Annotated in this window: 17 protein-coding genes; 11 read left to right on the top strand and 6 right to left on the bottom strand. The window is 50.9% G+C overall.

The genetic code is table 11. The features are described 5' to 3' along the window. The first annotated feature begins 202 nt into the window (after window positions 1–202). The 8 genes from FDW97_RS01800 to FDW97_RS01765 all read left to right on the top strand — a co-directional run bounded on the left by FDW97_RS01800 (window position 203) and on the right by FDW97_RS01765 (window position 6,749). Window positions 203–1,156, top strand: coding sequence for a sugar-binding transcriptional regulator (locus FDW97_RS01800; RefSeq protein WP_137350580.1), 954 nt, complete (start codon window positions 203–205; stop codon window positions 1,154–1,156). A gap of 70 nt (window positions 1,157–1,226) precedes the next feature. After that, on the top strand, window positions 1,227–2,033 hold the full coding sequence (locus FDW97_RS01795; RefSeq protein WP_137350579.1) for an SDR family oxidoreductase: 807 nt from the start codon (window positions 1,227–1,229) through the stop codon (window positions 2,031–2,033). Window positions 2,034–2,042: 9 nt separating this feature from the next. Further along, window positions 2,043–2,450: a mannose/fructose/sorbose PTS transporter subunit IIA gene (locus FDW97_RS01790; protein WP_137350578.1), complete on the top strand. Its 408-nt coding sequence runs from the start codon at window positions 2,043–2,045 to the stop codon at window positions 2,448–2,450. After that, window positions 2,450–2,944 carry a mannose/fructose/sorbose PTS transporter subunit IIB gene (locus FDW97_RS01785; protein ID WP_137350577.1) on the top strand — a complete coding sequence of 165 codons (495 nt, stop codon included), beginning with the start codon at window positions 2,450–2,452 and terminating at the stop codon, window positions 2,942–2,944. Before FDW97_RS01790 ends, FDW97_RS01785 begins: the two co-directional genes overlap by 1 nt. Window positions 2,945–3,009: 65 nt before the next feature. Then, the gene (locus FDW97_RS01780; protein WP_137350576.1) at window positions 3,010–3,807 is read left to right on the top strand and encodes a PTS mannose/fructose/sorbose transporter subunit IIC; all 798 of its coding nucleotides are present in this window, start codon (window positions 3,010–3,012) and stop codon (window positions 3,805–3,807) included. Window positions 3,808–3,818: 11 nt separating this feature from the next. Next, complete coding sequence (locus tag FDW97_RS01775; protein WP_048216971.1) at window positions 3,819–4,643, top strand: PTS system mannose/fructose/sorbose family transporter subunit IID; 825 nt, start codon at window positions 3,819–3,821, stop codon at window positions 4,641–4,643. Window positions 4,644–4,711: 68 nt separating this feature from the next. Continuing rightward, a complete protein-coding gene (sorE, locus tag FDW97_RS01770; RefSeq protein WP_137350575.1) occupies window positions 4,712–5,935 on the top strand; it encodes an L-sorbose 1-phosphate reductase in 1,224 nt (407 codons plus the stop codon). Between the two features lies 1 nt (window position 5,936). Beyond that, entirely contained in the window at window positions 5,937–6,749 is an 813-nt protein-coding gene (locus FDW97_RS01765) for a shikimate 5-dehydrogenase (protein WP_137350574.1), read from the top strand. Window positions 6,750–6,798: 49 nt separating this feature from the next. Here FDW97_RS01765 and FDW97_RS01760 read toward each other — a convergent pair whose 3' ends face one another. After that, window positions 6,799–7,155 (bottom strand): hypothetical protein, encoded by a 357-nt coding sequence (locus FDW97_RS01760; protein ID WP_137350606.1) that lies wholly within the window; start codon window positions 7,153–7,155, stop codon window positions 6,799–6,801. A 141-nt stretch (window positions 7,156–7,296) separates the two neighbouring features. On the opposite strand from FDW97_RS01760, the gene FDW97_RS01755 reads away from it, so the two are divergent. Continuing rightward, window positions 7,297–7,458 carry a phage protein gene (locus FDW97_RS01755; RefSeq protein WP_003841416.1) on the top strand — a complete coding sequence of 54 codons (162 nt, stop codon included), beginning with the start codon at window positions 7,297–7,299 and terminating at the stop codon, window positions 7,456–7,458. Between the two features lie 158 nt (window positions 7,459–7,616). Here the strand turns inward: FDW97_RS01755 and FDW97_RS01750 are convergent, their stop codons facing one another. After that, window positions 7,617–8,093: a GNAT family N-acetyltransferase gene (locus FDW97_RS01750; protein ID WP_137350573.1), complete on the bottom strand. Its 477-nt coding sequence runs from the start codon at window positions 8,091–8,093 to the stop codon at window positions 7,617–7,619. A 248-nt stretch (window positions 8,094–8,341) separates the two neighbouring features. On the opposite strand from FDW97_RS01750, the gene FDW97_RS01745 reads away from it, so the two are divergent. Next, on the top strand, window positions 8,342–8,932 hold the full coding sequence (locus tag FDW97_RS01745; protein ID WP_087856551.1) for a GNAT family N-acetyltransferase: 591 nt from the start codon (window positions 8,342–8,344) through the stop codon (window positions 8,930–8,932). 63 nt (window positions 8,933–8,995) lie between these two features. Here the strand turns inward: FDW97_RS01745 and FDW97_RS01740 are convergent, their stop codons facing one another. The 4 genes from FDW97_RS01740 to FDW97_RS01725 all read right to left on the bottom strand — a co-directional run bounded on the left by FDW97_RS01740 (window position 8,996) and on the right by FDW97_RS01725 (window position 11,851). Then, window positions 8,996–9,655: a LysE family translocator gene (locus FDW97_RS01740; protein WP_121529819.1), complete on the bottom strand. Its 660-nt coding sequence runs from the start codon at window positions 9,653–9,655 to the stop codon at window positions 8,996–8,998. 103 nt (window positions 9,656–9,758) lie between these two features. Continuing rightward, window positions 9,759–10,184 carry a glutaredoxin-dependent arsenate reductase gene (gene arsC, locus FDW97_RS01735; RefSeq protein WP_085049574.1) on the bottom strand — a complete coding sequence of 142 codons (426 nt, stop codon included), beginning with the start codon at window positions 10,182–10,184 and terminating at the stop codon, window positions 9,759–9,761. Between the two features lie 12 nt (window positions 10,185–10,196). Further along, the gene (locus FDW97_RS01730) at window positions 10,197–11,486 is read right to left on the bottom strand and encodes an arsenic transporter (protein ID WP_137350572.1); all 1,290 of its coding nucleotides are present in this window, start codon (window positions 11,484–11,486) and stop codon (window positions 10,197–10,199) included. 44 nt (window positions 11,487–11,530) lie between these two features. Next, complete coding sequence (locus FDW97_RS01725; RefSeq protein ID WP_038636209.1) at window positions 11,531–11,851, bottom strand: transcriptional regulator; 321 nt, start codon at window positions 11,849–11,851, stop codon at window positions 11,531–11,533. A gap of 85 nt (window positions 11,852–11,936) precedes the next feature. Between FDW97_RS01725 and arsH the strand changes: the two genes are divergently transcribed. Continuing rightward, window positions 11,937–12,635 (top strand): arsenical resistance protein ArsH, encoded by a 699-nt coding sequence (gene arsH, locus FDW97_RS01720; protein WP_085049572.1) that lies wholly within the window; start codon window positions 11,937–11,939, stop codon window positions 12,633–12,635. The last annotated feature ends 99 nt before the right edge of the window (window positions 12,636–12,734 follow it).

The following is a 12,734-nucleotide window of genomic DNA, read 5'->3' as shown; positions in this document are numbered from 1 at the left end:
TGAAAACAAGCAGAATCAATACATTAGAGCAACATGCACATCTGTGCCGACAGCGTGCTATCGCCACATCAAATGTGCAACATAATCGGCCAGTTTAACGCGCTGAAATAAGTGAAAATAGCTTTGAGATGTGGAAAGGATGGGGTTATATCAGATCAAGAAGGCAATTTCGTGATTTGCACAAATGTGCAGGAGTCCAAAAATGGCGACGGAAAACAGCGATGATATCCGCCTGATCGTAAAAATAGCGCAGCTTTATTACGAGCAGGATATGACACAAGCGCAAATCGCCCGCGAACTGGGGATTTACCGCACCACGATCAGCCGATTACTAAAACGTGGCCGCGAGCAGGGTATCGTCACCATCGCTATTAATTACGACTACAACGAAAATCTGTGGCTGGAACAGCAGCTAAAACAGAAATTTGGCCTGAAAGAAGCGGTCGTAGTCTCCTGCGACAGCGAACAGGAAGATGAACAACTCACTATGATGGGCGTGCACGGCGCACAGCTGCTGGAACGCTTACTGGAACCCGGCGACATTATTGGTTTTTCATGGGGTCGCGCGGTGCGAGGATTGGTTGAAGGATTATCCCCGGCCAGCCAGTCACGCCAGCTTATCTGTGTGCCGATTATCGGCGGACCGTCCGGTAAACTTGAAAGCCGCTACCACGTCAATACGCTGACCTACGGTGCCGCGGCAAAGCTGAAAGGGGAATCACACCTGGCCGATTTCCCGGCGCTGCTGGAAAACCCGCTGATCCGTAACGGCATTATGCAGTCCCGGCACTTCAAATCGATTTCCGCTTACTGGGATAATCTGGATGTCGCGCTGGTTGGAATTGGGTCTCCGGCAATACGCGATGGCGCCAACTGGCTCGCTTTTTACGGCAGCGAAGAGAGTGATGACCTGCATGCCCGCCATGTCGCCGGAGACATTTGCTCGCGCTTTTACGATATCAACGGTGTGACCGTAGAGACCAGGATGAGTGAAAAGACGCTCGCCATCGAAACCGATAAATTAAAACAGGCACGTTACTCCATTGGTATTGCGATGGGTGAAGAAAAATACAGTGGGATATTAGGCGCATTACGTGGGAATTATATTAACTGTTTAGTCACCAACAGTCATACCGCTGAATTATTGTTGAAGTAAATAAATTCTAATTGGTCCTGCCATAATTAATTTTATGTGGGATCCCCTTATCTGAAATCGGGAGTTTATTATGCAAACGTGGTTAAACTTGCAGGGCAAAGTCATTATTGTTACCGGTGGTGCATCCGGAATTGGCCTGGCCATTGTCGAGGAGCTATTAGCGCAAGGCGCTAATGTACAAATGGCGGATATTCATGGCGGAGAAGGTAAATATGACAGCCATAGCGGATATCATTTCTGGCCAACGGATATTTCCAGTGCCAAAGCGGTTAATCATACTGTTGCTGAAATAATCCAACGCTACGGACGTATTGATGGACTGGTAAATAATGCTGGCGTTAACTTCCCACGGCTGCTGGTTGATGAAAAAGCACCCGCCGGGCAATACGAACTCAACGAAGCTGCTTTTGAAAAAATGGTTAATATCAACCAGAAAGGTGTGTTCTTAATGTCGCAAGCAACGGCACGCCAAATGGTAAAACAGCATAACGGCGTGATCGTGAATGTCTCTTCCGAAAGCGGGCTGGAAGGTTCAGAGGGCCAAAGCTGCTATGCCGCCACCAAAGCCGCGTTGAATAGCTTTACCCGCTCCTGGTCGAAAGAGTTGGGCAAACACGGTATTCGTGTGGTGGGAATTGCGCCTGGCATTCTGGAAAAAACCGGTCTGCGCACCCCCGAGTATGAAGAAGCGCTGGCCTGGACCCGCAACATCACCGTCGAACAGCTGCGTGAGGGTTATACCAGGAACGCGATCCCGATCGGTCGTTCAGGACGTTTAAGTGAAGTCGCTGATTTTGTTTGTTATCTCCTCTCAGATCGCGCCAGTTATATCACCGGAGTAACCACTAACATTGCGGGCGGAAAAACGCGCGGCTAAGGAGGTTTTATGGTCAATGCAATCTTCTGTGCTCACGGCAATCTGGCCTGCGCCATGCTGGAATCGGTACAGATGGTCTACGGCGATGTCAACGTCGAAGCGGTGGCATTTGTCCCAGGAGAGAACGCCAGCAACATCGTGGAAAAGCTGGAAAAGTTAGTAAGCACTCACACCAGTAATGAATGGCTGATTGCCGTCGATCTGCAGTGTGGCAGCCCCTGGAATGCTGCCGCTTCGCTGGCAATGCAAAACCCCACCATTCGCGTCATTAGCGGGTTGTCGCTGCCATTAGCGCTGGAACTGGTAGACAACCAAAGCAGTATGAATGTGGATGAACTGTGCGAACACCTGACGACCATTGCTCAACAAACCTGTGTCGTCTGGCAACATCTGGAAACGACCGAAGAGGATTTCTGATGAACATTACCCTTGCTCGTATCGATGACCGCTTGATTCACGGTCAGGTAACCACCGTCTGGTCGAAGGTGGCGAATGCCCAACGAATTATTATCTGCAATGACGACGTTTATAACGATGAAGTACGTCGAACATTATTACGTCAGGCAGCCCCGCCAGGAATGAAGGTTAACGTCGTTAATATCGAAAAGGCAGTCGCTGTTTACCATAACCCGCAATATCAGAGCGAAACTGTTTTTTATCTGTTTACCCGCCCGCAGGATGTTTTAGCAATGGTAAAACAAGGGGTAAAAATTGCCACGTTAAATATTGGCGGCATGGCCTGGCGACCGGGTAAAAAACAATTAACCAAAGCCGTTTCTTTAGACAGCGACGACATTAATGCGTTTCGTGAGTTAGATAAACTAGGTGTCACGCTGGATTTACGCGTCGTCACATCGGATCCATCAATTAATATTCTCGATAAAATAAAAGAACAATCGCTCGCTGAATAAATAAAAATGCCTGTGTACTTATGCTTTAACAGGCAGGGATGACCACATTCACAAGGTGACATATTATGGAAATAAGTACCCTACAAATTATCGCCATATTTATATTTTCCTGTATTGCCGGAATAGGCAGCGTGCTGGATGAGTTCCAGACCCACCGTCCTCTCATCGCTTGTACCGTTATCGGCCTGATCCTCGGTGATTTAAAAACCGGGATTATGCTCGGCGGCACGCTGGAGTTAATTGCTCTGGGTTGGATGAACGTCGGCGCAGCGCAGTCTCCCGATTCGGCGCTCGCCAGTATTATCTCCGCCATTCTGGTTATCGTCGGTCAGCAAAGCATTGCTACCGGTATCGCTATCGCCCTGCCGGTGGCAGCAGCAGGTCAGGTACTGACAGTCTTTGCCCGTACCATTACCGTGGTGTTCCAGCACGCGGCAGATAAAGCAGCCGAAGACGCCCGCTTTCGCACCATCGACATGCTGCACGTTTCCGCTCTCGGCGTACAGGCGCTGCGTGTCGCCATCCCCGCGCTGATTGTCTCGCTGTTTGTCAGCGCGGATATGGTCAGCAACATGCTCAACGCCATTCCGGAATTCGTCACTCGCGGGTTACAGATAGCCGGTGGCTTTATCGTGGTGGTCGGTTACGCCATGGTGCTGCGCATGATGGGCGTGAAGTACCTGATGCCCTTCTTCTTTCTCGGATTTATTGCCGGAGGGTATCTCGATTTGAGTCTGCTGGCTTTCGGTGGCGTGGGCGTGATTATCGCGCTGGTCTACATCCAGTTGAACCCACAGTGGCGTAAAGCCGAACCGCAGGCGCAACCCGCCTCTTCTCAAGCTCTCGATCAGCTTGATGACTAATGGAGCCAGCCATGGAACAGAAAAAACTGACCAAATCCGACCTGTTTAGCATGTTTGTTCGCTCCAACCTGCAACAGGCATCATTCAACTTTGAACGCATTCATGGGTTGGGCTTTTGCTACGACATGATCCCTGCCATCAAGCGGCTGTATCCACTGAAAGAGGACCAGGTTGCAGCACTCAAACGTCACCTGGTGTTCTTCAATACCACACCTGCCGTTTGCGGCCCGGTGATTGGCGTGACCGCCGCGATGGAAGAAGCCCGCGCCAACGGCGCTGAAATTGACGACGGCGCAATCAATGGCATCAAAGTTGGGCTGATGGGTCCGCTGGCCGGCGTCGGCGATCCGCTGGTATGGGGAACGCTGCGCCCGATTACCGCCGCGCTCGGCGCCTCGCTCGCACTGTCCGGTAACATTCTCGGCCCATTATTGTTCTTCTTTATTTTCAATGCAGTACGTCTGGCAATGAAGTGGTACGGCTTACAGCTTGGCTTTCGTAAAGGGGTCAATATCGTCAGCGACATGGGCGGCAACCTGCTGCAAAAACTGACCGAAGGCGCATCAATTCTTGGCCTGTTTGTCATGGGAGTGCTGGTCACCAAATGGACCAGCATCAACGTGCCGCTGGTGGTATCGCAAACGCCTGGCGCAGACGGCGCCACCGTCACCATGACCGTGCAGAACATCCTCGACCAACTCTGTCCTGGCCTGCTGGCGCTGGGTCTGACGCTTCTGATGGTACGGCTACTCAACAAAAAAATTAATCCAGTATGGCTGATCTTCGCCCTGTTTGCGCTGGGGATTATTGGTAACGCACTGGGCTTCCTGTCCTGATTTTTCCGCCCCGGCGATGCTGGGGCACCTTCAATAAATTGTCCTCGAAAGAGGAAGAGGTGGTAACAATGCAAACAACAACAGCTTTACGCCTTTATGGTAAACGCGATCTGCGCCTGGAAACCTTCGACCTTCCCGAAATGCAGGACGATGAAATTCTGGCTTCGGTCGTGACCGACAGCCTGTGCCTTTCTTCCTGGAAAGAGGCTAACCAGGGCGAGAACCACAAAAAGGTGCCGGACGATGTAGCCATCAACCCGATAATCATCGGCCACGAGTTCTGCGGCGATATTCTCGCCGTAGGGAAAAAATGGCAGCATAAGTTTCAGCCGGGTCAACGCTATGTCATTCAGGCCAACCTGCAACTGCCGGATCGCCCGGACTGCCCCGGCTACTCCTTCCCGTGGGTAGGCGGTGAAGCCACGCACGTCATCATTCCTGATGAAGTCATGCAGCAGGACTGCTTGTTGGCCTACGAAGGCGAAACCTATTTTGAAGGCTCGCTGGTTGAGCCGCTATCCTGCGTGATTGGCGCATTCAACGCCAACTATCACCTGCAGGAAGGCACTTATAACCATAAGATGGGCATTCGTCCGCAGGGGCGGACGTTAATTCTCGGCGGCACCGGGCCAATGGGACTACTGGCGATCGACTACGCGCTGCATGGTCCGGTTAACCCGGCGCTGCTGGTAGTGACCGACACCAACAACGAAAAATTGAGCTATGCCCGCAAGCACTATCCGTCGGAGCCACAAACGTTAATCCACTACCTTCACGCTCAGGATGCGGCTTATGACTCATTGATGGCATTGAGCGGCGGACATGGGTTTGACGACATCTTTGTATTTGTGCCCAACGAAGAACTGGTCACGCTGGCTTCTTCCCTGCTGGCTGCCGATGGCTGCATGAACTTCTTTGCGGGTCCGCAGGATAAGCAGTTTAGCGCGCCGATTAACTTCTACGACGTGCACTATGCCTTCACCCATTATGTTGGGACATCTGGCGGCAATACCGACGACATGCGCACGGCGGTAAAACTGATCGAAGAGAAGAAAGTTCAGGCGGCAAAAGTGGTGACGCACATTCTGGGATTGAATGCGGCAGGTGAAACAACGCTGGAGCTGCCGCAGGTCGGTGGCGGTAAAAAACTGGTTTACACCGGCAAAGCCTTACCATTAACCGCGCTCACTCAGATTGATGATCCAGCCTTGCGCGATATCCTGAAGCGTCATCAGGGGATTTGGTCGCAGGAAGCCGAACAGTACATATTGTCTCACGCCGAGGAGATTTAACATGATTAACCGCGACACCCAGCTGTGCATGTCGCTTGCCGGCCGACCCGGCAACTTCGGCACACGTTTTCACAACTATTTGTATGAAAAGTTGGGGTTAAATTTTATCTACAAAGCCTTTACTACGCAGGATATTGAGGCCGCAGTGAAAGGCGTTCGCGCACTCGGGATTCGCGGCTGTGCGGTCTCTATGCCGTTTAAAGAGAGTTGCATGCCGTTTCTGGATGCCATCGATCCTTCCGCAAAAGTCATTGACTCCGTCAACACCATCGTCAATGACAACGGTACGCTGACAGGATTTAACACCGACTACATTGCGGTAAAAAGCCTGATTACCAGCCACCAGCTTGATAACCACGCACGCGTCATGATCCGCGGCAGCGGTGGAATGGGTAAAGCGGTCATTGCTGGATTTCGCGATGCCGGTTTTCGCGATGTGATCGTCGCCGCCCGTAACCGGGAGAGAGGTCCGGCGCTGGCAAAACAGTACGGTTTCCAGTGGCAACCGCAGCCGGAAGGGATTACCTGCGATATTCTGGTCAACGTGACGCCCGTCGGCATGGCTGGCGGTAAAGAGAGCGATGAACTGGCCTACAGCGAAGCGATGGTCGCTGCCGCCAGCGTGGTGTTTGACGTGGTCGCCCTGCCGCCGGAAACACCGGTAATCAAACTGGCACAGCAATTAGGTAAAAAGACCATCAGCGGCGCAGAGGTGATTGCCTTACAGGCCGTGGAGCAGTTCGCCATGTACACCGGCGTACGCCCGGATGACGCGCTAATCGCCGAAGCGGCAGAATTTGCTCGGGCGGGGTAAAGTAGCAGGAACAGAGCGCCAGGGATGGGCGCTCTGTTTATTTTAGGTACTATGCAACAGCGAACAATTGCTGGTCAGCTTTCGCTTCCAATTGCGCCAGCGCGGGAATCAACTGGCTGATGTTGACCAGGCTGTGTCCTAACTGGCATATGCTCTCATACGCAAAATGTTCCTGACCTTCACCCGCCATGGTCAGCAGGCTTTCGCCCATAAAATTCAGCGTCTGGTACAACCCTGCCAGCGCCTCTTCACAGCCAAACGATAGCGCCAGATTTTCTTCGGTGGAGAGATAGCTACAATCAAGATGGCGGAACGCCTCGGCGAGTGGAAAATAAAGCAGATCGGCTTGCGGAATGGGAGAAGAAGACGCAAAACAGGCGTTAGTGGTACTATTAGCATCAGCCATAGCATTACCTCGTATAATGTTGTGGTTAGACGCCCTGATCGTGTTCCCGCACTTTCGGGGCGTTGTCATTTTGGGTGTGTGAGAGTAATGTGTCATCACACATACTCACACTACTCTTGTGTAATTAAGGTGTCAACACACATGAACGAAAGAAGAGGCAATCCTCCGTTTCAATTCCGTCTGGATCCGGAACTTCGCAAAGCGATGGAAGAAGCACAACGGCAGGATGGCGATGAATCGTTGGCTGCCTGGATTAAGCGTGTGATTAGAAAAGAGCTGAAACAGAAAGGGATCGAAGTCTAGTGGTCAGCATTATGTGTCGTTTTCTGAAGATCTGTTTAGAGCGGGGAACGGACATTGAACATATGAGTTATAGTCAGCCCAAAGCTTCGAAGCTGCCGAACTGAACTCGTAGCGATTAGATTTCCGTTGGTGAGCTTTCCTGCCAGAGCAAAAGAAACTTAGGCTGATAATACGATGGACATGTCCATGCAACGCAGATCTGTTTGGGCAAGTCTTGATGGGGATGTTGTTTCCTTGATAAACATAAATCCATGCTTTTCGTAGAAAGTTTGCGCGTTTGGTGTTGAGGTCAAGGTTAACTGTTTCAACCCTCTTTTAATCGCTTCAGCTTTAATCGTTTCAATAATCAGGCTAGCAAAACCTTTACCAAAATAATCCGGCAATGTAAAAATAGCTTCTACGCTACCTTGGGTAAGATCCAGATATCCCGTTGCTACCAATCCTGCATCAGGCAGATCGACAACAAAGAAAGGATTTTCCGTAATAACCTCCCTGTAATGTTCAGGCATAGCTTCAGGCGTCCAGGCCTCAAGCACCCAGGCACAATAACTTGGCTTACATCCTTCCCGAATAGAAAGATTCCTTATATTCCAGCATTCCTCTGCCTCTTCAGGTACTGCAAGTCTGATTTTCATTTGTTCTTCCTTTTCGTCTTATTATATTTATAGATTTATCATGAAACGGTTTCGTTTCAATATCTTTGTTTAACAAAAGAGGAAAGTCCATTCCAGGCACGGAGCGGACAAGCTGCCATCATGAGCAGTAAGCAGATAATCACCTCTTGATTAGTCGATTATTAAATGTAAACGGAGCATAGTAAGTCATTCGGTACAGGATTATGCAGTCCAATCCATCGACACAAAATAACTGTAAGGTCACAAATATGACGCCTACATTGCAAGGATCTCTTGTCACGCTCCGTCCTCTGCTTAAGACAGATGCTCAGCTATTGATTGATGCTGCTGCGGATGGGGAACTCTGGTCCCTGCCATTTACGGTAGTTCCGTCTGCTGACACAGCTGAGTCGTACATTCAGAAAGCCCTGCAGGGGCAAACTGAAGGCACAGTCATGCCGTTTGCTGTAACGCTCTCATCAGACCAACGCGTCATTGGGTCAACACGTTTCTGGAAGATTGATAGAGAAAACCGAAAGCTCGAAATTGGTCATACCTGGTATTCACAAAGCTGGCAAAAAACAGCTGCAAATACCGAGAGTAAACTGTTACTGCTGCGATACGCCTTTGAGCAACTGAACTGTGTTCGCGTTCAGTTTACGACTGATGTATTGAATGAGCGCTCTCAAGCTGCCATTCTCCGTATTGGCGCAGTCCAGGAAAGCATCATCAGAAATGAACGAATTATGCCTGATGGCCGAAAACGTACTTCTATACGGTATAGCATAATTGATGATGAGTGGCCGCAGGTTCGGACTAACCTTGAGCGCCGCCTCTCCAGTTACAGCAAAGAGAAATAACTCGAGCTTTTGCGGGCGGATGGTCTGCTGTAAACGAAGCGGACACTGGGTTTACCGTTTCGGTTAAGCTTCTCTGGCAGATTTCGATACTACACCAGACCCGCTAAACAACATGCGGATACCGAGGCCTATCATGACAACTCCGGTAAACCGTTCCTGCCATTTGATAAAGCCTGGGTGTTTACCCAGCCAGTTTCCAAATGTCCCTGATGCCATCGCGACCGACCCCAGGGAAACGATTCCTGCCAGCTTTTGGATACTACCCAGAACAAGTAATTGCAGCCAGACAGGACCCGCGGTGGGATCGACAAACTGAGGAAGAAAAGCAAACATGAACAACAGGGATTTTGGGTTAGTCAGGCTATTCAGGGCGCCTTCCTTAACGGCATTCCAGTCAGAAATTTTTGCAGTTTTTCGCAGACGTGTATCAGTGCCTGAAGTCGCAATCATTTTTATGCCCAGCCATATCAGATAAGCTGCGCCAGCCCACCTTAGCAGATCTAGCGCCACCGGCCAGGCATGAACAACGGTTACCAGCCCCAGGACAAGAAAAGAAACTTGTACAAAACCAGCTACAAATACATTACCCAGTACCGTAAGCAGTGCAATACGTCTTCCCTGACCGACTCCTCTGGCGATAGTTAGCATCATGTCTGGCCCCGGAGAAATCTCCAGTAGAGTCAGCGCAAGAAGGAAGGTCATAAACGTTTCGATCGAAGGCATCTTGGTTGAATCCGGAAAAATATTTCCGCTACGTTACCTCAGTCCGATTCGAGCAGAAAGCGTAATATACCGCAGCGCCCGCTCCTGGCTCGAAGTGGGCAGATTACTTAACCCGCTTCCCCGTTTCGTCAATGACCTTCTCGCCATCCTCTTTGGTAAACGCTCGTTTCTGACCTTCCGGTAGAATATCCAACACTATTTCTGAAGGGCGGCAAAGACGAGTGCCAAGCGGCGTAACGACTACCGGCCGATTAATCAGGATCGGATGTTGAAGCATGAAATCAATCAACTGCTCATCACTAAATTTCTCTTCATCAAGACCCAGGTGTTCATAAGGCTCAACATTCTTACGCAGTAATGCACGCACCGTAATTCCCATTTCTGAAATAAGTTTAATCAGCTCATCACGGGTCGGTGGCGTATCGAGATAATAAATTATCGTCGGTTCGTTGCCGCTGTTACGGATCATCTCCAGCGTGTTACGAGAAGTGCCGCAGGCAGGGTTGTGATAGATGGTAATGTTGCTCATATCTGTATCTCATTACAAAGTGATGGAGAACCGCAACGCCAGCGCGGCCAGAGTGACAAACAGCACGGGCAGAGTCATGATAATGCCAGTGCGGAAGTAATATCCCCATGTAATCGTTATATTTTTCTGGCCAAGCACATGCAGCCAAAGCAAGGTTGCCAAACTGCCAATCGGGGTGATTTTCGGGCCTAAATCGCAGCCAATCACATTGGCATAAATCATAGCCTCTTTGACGACGCCAGTCGCCGTACTCCCGTCAATCGACAGTGCGCCAATCAGCACCGTCGGCATATTGTTCATCACCGATGACAGGAACGCGGTCAGGAAACCGGTGCCGAACGTTGCTGCCCATAACCCCTTTTCTGCCAGCAGGTTCAGCACGTCAGACAGATACTCCGTGAGTCCTGCATTGCGCAGGCCATAGACCACCAGGTACATGCCCAGCGAAAAAATAACAATCTGCCATGGCGCACCGCGCAGGACTTTTCCGGTGTTGATGGCATGACCTCTTTTCGCCACTATAAACAGTACTGCTGCGCCAGTAGCCGCTATCGCACTGACCGGGATCCCCAGAGGTTCCAGCACAAAGAAACCGACAAGCAGCAATAACAGGACAATCCAGCCCGCCCTGAACGTTGCCGGATCCTTTATCACACTGGCAGGCGTCTTCAGCAGCGAAACGTCATACGTCTCCGGAATGTCCTTGCGGAAGAAGAGATGCAGCATGACCAGAGTGGCCGCAATCGCGGCCACATCTACGGGGATCATAACGGAGGCATACTGCGTAAAGCCCAGACCGAAAAAGTCCGCCGAGACGATATTCACCAGATTGGAAACTATCAGCGGCAGGCTGGCCGTATCTGCAATAAATCCTGCGGCCATGACAAAGGCCAATGTCGTGCCCTGGCTGAACCCCAGTGCGAGCAGCATCGCAATTACAATCGGCGTCAGGATCAGTGCGGCGCCGTCATTGGCAAACAACGCAGCAACAGCGGCCCCAAGCAAGACTATCCAGGTAAACAAAAGGCGGCCACGTCCGTTACCCCAGCGGGAGACGTGCAGTGCGGCCCATTCAAAGAAGCCGGACTCATCGAGCAGCAGGCTGATGATGATGACCGCAATAAATGCCGCTGTCGCGTTCCAGACGATATTCCAGACAACGGGAATATCAGCGATATGGATGACTCCGGTACCCAGCGCCAGCGCAGCTCCGATACTCGCGCTCCAGCCAATACTCAGACCTCTGGGTTGCCAGATCACCAGTACCAGCGTCAGTAAAAATATACTCCCTGCCAAAAACATTTCAAACCCCGTTATATATGATTATGTGAATATGTTTTCCTTCCTCAGCAAGAGGTGCAGGCCGACTTTGCCAACCATTCCCGCACATCTTCCCGAAGGCACTGCCAGGACGTCGTGATTGTCTCAGCGGCCCACGCAGGAATATGAGGTGACAGACGATAGTGAATCCATTTGCCTTCCCGACGATCCAGAACTAGCCCAGACTCGCGAAGAATAGCCATATGGCGTGATATTTTGGGCTGTGATTCGGCGGTAGCTGCACAGATATCGCACACGCACAGTTCTCCGGACTCCCGCAGAAGCATGACAATGGCGAGCCGTGTTTCATCCGACAGGATTTTGAAAAGCTGAACAGGTTGTAGCATTTTCCTCTCCGTTCCCTTTAGAATATATATATGATAAATCATATATATTAACTTTGAAATCATATGCTCTCTCTGGAGGAGAAAAATGGAACAATTTCCTGCCCTGAATACGGAATGCTTTGATCAAGACATCGCTGAACGCCTGCATCTGCAGGAGCCACCAAGAATTCTGATCCTGTATGGTTCAGTAAGAGAGCGCTCCTACAGCCGCTTTGCCGCGGAGGAAGTGGGTCGCCTGCTGACGGCGATGGGCGCGGAGGTGAAACTCTTTAACCCCTCCGGTTTACCCCTGCCGGATGATGCGCCGGACACGCATCCCAAAGTCACCGAGCTGCGCGGTCTGGTCAGATGGTGTGACGGGATGGTGTGGAGTTCTCCGGAACGGCATGGTGCTATGAGCGCGGTGATGAAGGCGCAGATTGACTGGATACCCTTAAGTGAAGGCGCGGTTCGTCCTTCGCAGGGCAAAACACTTGCGGTAATGCAGGTCTGCGGCGGTTCACAGTCCTTCAATGCCGTGAACCAGATGCGTATTCTGGGTCGCTGGATGCGGATGTTTACGATCCCCAACCAGTCCTCTGTAGCCAAGGCATGGCAAGAGTTCGACGAAAACGGACGAATGAAACCTTCGTCATGGTATGACCGTATCGTCGATGTCGCCGAGGAGCTGTTTAAAATCACGCTGCTGCTTAAGGGACAAACCGGTTACCTTGCAGATCGTTACAGCGAGCGAAAAGAGAGCCATCAGGAGCTTTCATCCCGTGTCAATCAGGACAAAATATAACGTCCTTACTTATTGAGCTCACAGCACGAAGCGGACGAGCTAACTGAGATGAAGGTCCGCTGTGAGCGAAGAGCTGACATTGTGCTTAAATAATGATGG

Source organism: Citrobacter sp. wls708 (genome assembly GCF_005281255.1).
Classification (GTDB): domain Bacteria; phylum Pseudomonadota; class Gammaproteobacteria; order Enterobacterales; family Enterobacteriaceae; genus Citrobacter; species Citrobacter werkmanii.
This window is presented reverse-complemented; position numbering and strand designations above follow the sequence as displayed.

What these genes read in the sequence shown, in the direction of transcription:
- FDW97_RS01765 (WP_137350574.1), top strand. Translation starts at nt 5,937, where the DNA reads ATGATTAACCGCGACACCCAGCTGTGCATGTCGCTTGCCGGCCGACCC.
- FDW97_RS01755 (WP_003841416.1), top strand. Translation starts at nt 7,297, where the DNA reads ATGAACGAAAGAAGAGGCAATCCTCCGTTTCAATTCCGTCTGGATCCG.
- sorE (WP_137350575.1), top strand. Translation starts at nt 4,712, where the DNA reads ATGCAAACAACAACAGCTTTACGCCTTTATGGTAAACGCGATCTGCGC.
- FDW97_RS01760 (WP_137350606.1), bottom strand. Translation starts at nt 7,155, where the DNA reads ATGGCTGATGCTAATAGTACCACTAACGCCTGTTTTGCGTCTTCTTCT.
- FDW97_RS01785 (WP_137350577.1), top strand. Translation starts at nt 2,450, where the DNA reads ATGAACATTACCCTTGCTCGTATCGATGACCGCTTGATTCACGGTCAG.
- FDW97_RS01800 (WP_137350580.1), top strand. Translation starts at nt 203, where the DNA reads ATGGCGACGGAAAACAGCGATGATATCCGCCTGATCGTAAAAATAGCG.
- FDW97_RS01745 (WP_087856551.1), top strand. Translation starts at nt 8,342, where the DNA reads ATGACGCCTACATTGCAAGGATCTCTTGTCACGCTCCGTCCTCTGCTT.
- FDW97_RS01750 (WP_137350573.1), bottom strand. Translation starts at nt 8,093, where the DNA reads ATGAAAATCAGACTTGCAGTACCTGAAGAGGCAGAGGAATGCTGGAAT.
- FDW97_RS01795 (WP_137350579.1), top strand. Translation starts at nt 1,227, where the DNA reads ATGCAAACGTGGTTAAACTTGCAGGGCAAAGTCATTATTGTTACCGGT.
- FDW97_RS01790 (WP_137350578.1), top strand. Translation starts at nt 2,043, where the DNA reads ATGGTCAATGCAATCTTCTGTGCTCACGGCAATCTGGCCTGCGCCATG.
- FDW97_RS01775 (WP_048216971.1), top strand. Translation starts at nt 3,819, where the DNA reads ATGGAACAGAAAAAACTGACCAAATCCGACCTGTTTAGCATGTTTGTT.
- arsH (WP_085049572.1), top strand. Translation starts at nt 11,937, where the DNA reads ATGGAACAATTTCCTGCCCTGAATACGGAATGCTTTGATCAAGACATC.
- FDW97_RS01730 (WP_137350572.1), bottom strand. Translation starts at nt 11,486, where the DNA reads ATGTTTTTGGCAGGGAGTATATTTTTACTGACGCTGGTACTGGTGATC.
- arsC (WP_085049574.1), bottom strand. Translation starts at nt 10,184, where the DNA reads ATGAGCAACATTACCATCTATCACAACCCTGCCTGCGGCACTTCTCGT.
- FDW97_RS01780 (WP_137350576.1), top strand. Translation starts at nt 3,010, where the DNA reads ATGGAAATAAGTACCCTACAAATTATCGCCATATTTATATTTTCCTGT.
- FDW97_RS01740 (WP_121529819.1), bottom strand. Translation starts at nt 9,655, where the DNA reads ATGCCTTCGATCGAAACGTTTATGACCTTCCTTCTTGCGCTGACTCTA.
- FDW97_RS01725 (WP_038636209.1), bottom strand. Translation starts at nt 11,851, where the DNA reads ATGCTACAACCTGTTCAGCTTTTCAAAATCCTGTCGGATGAAACACGG.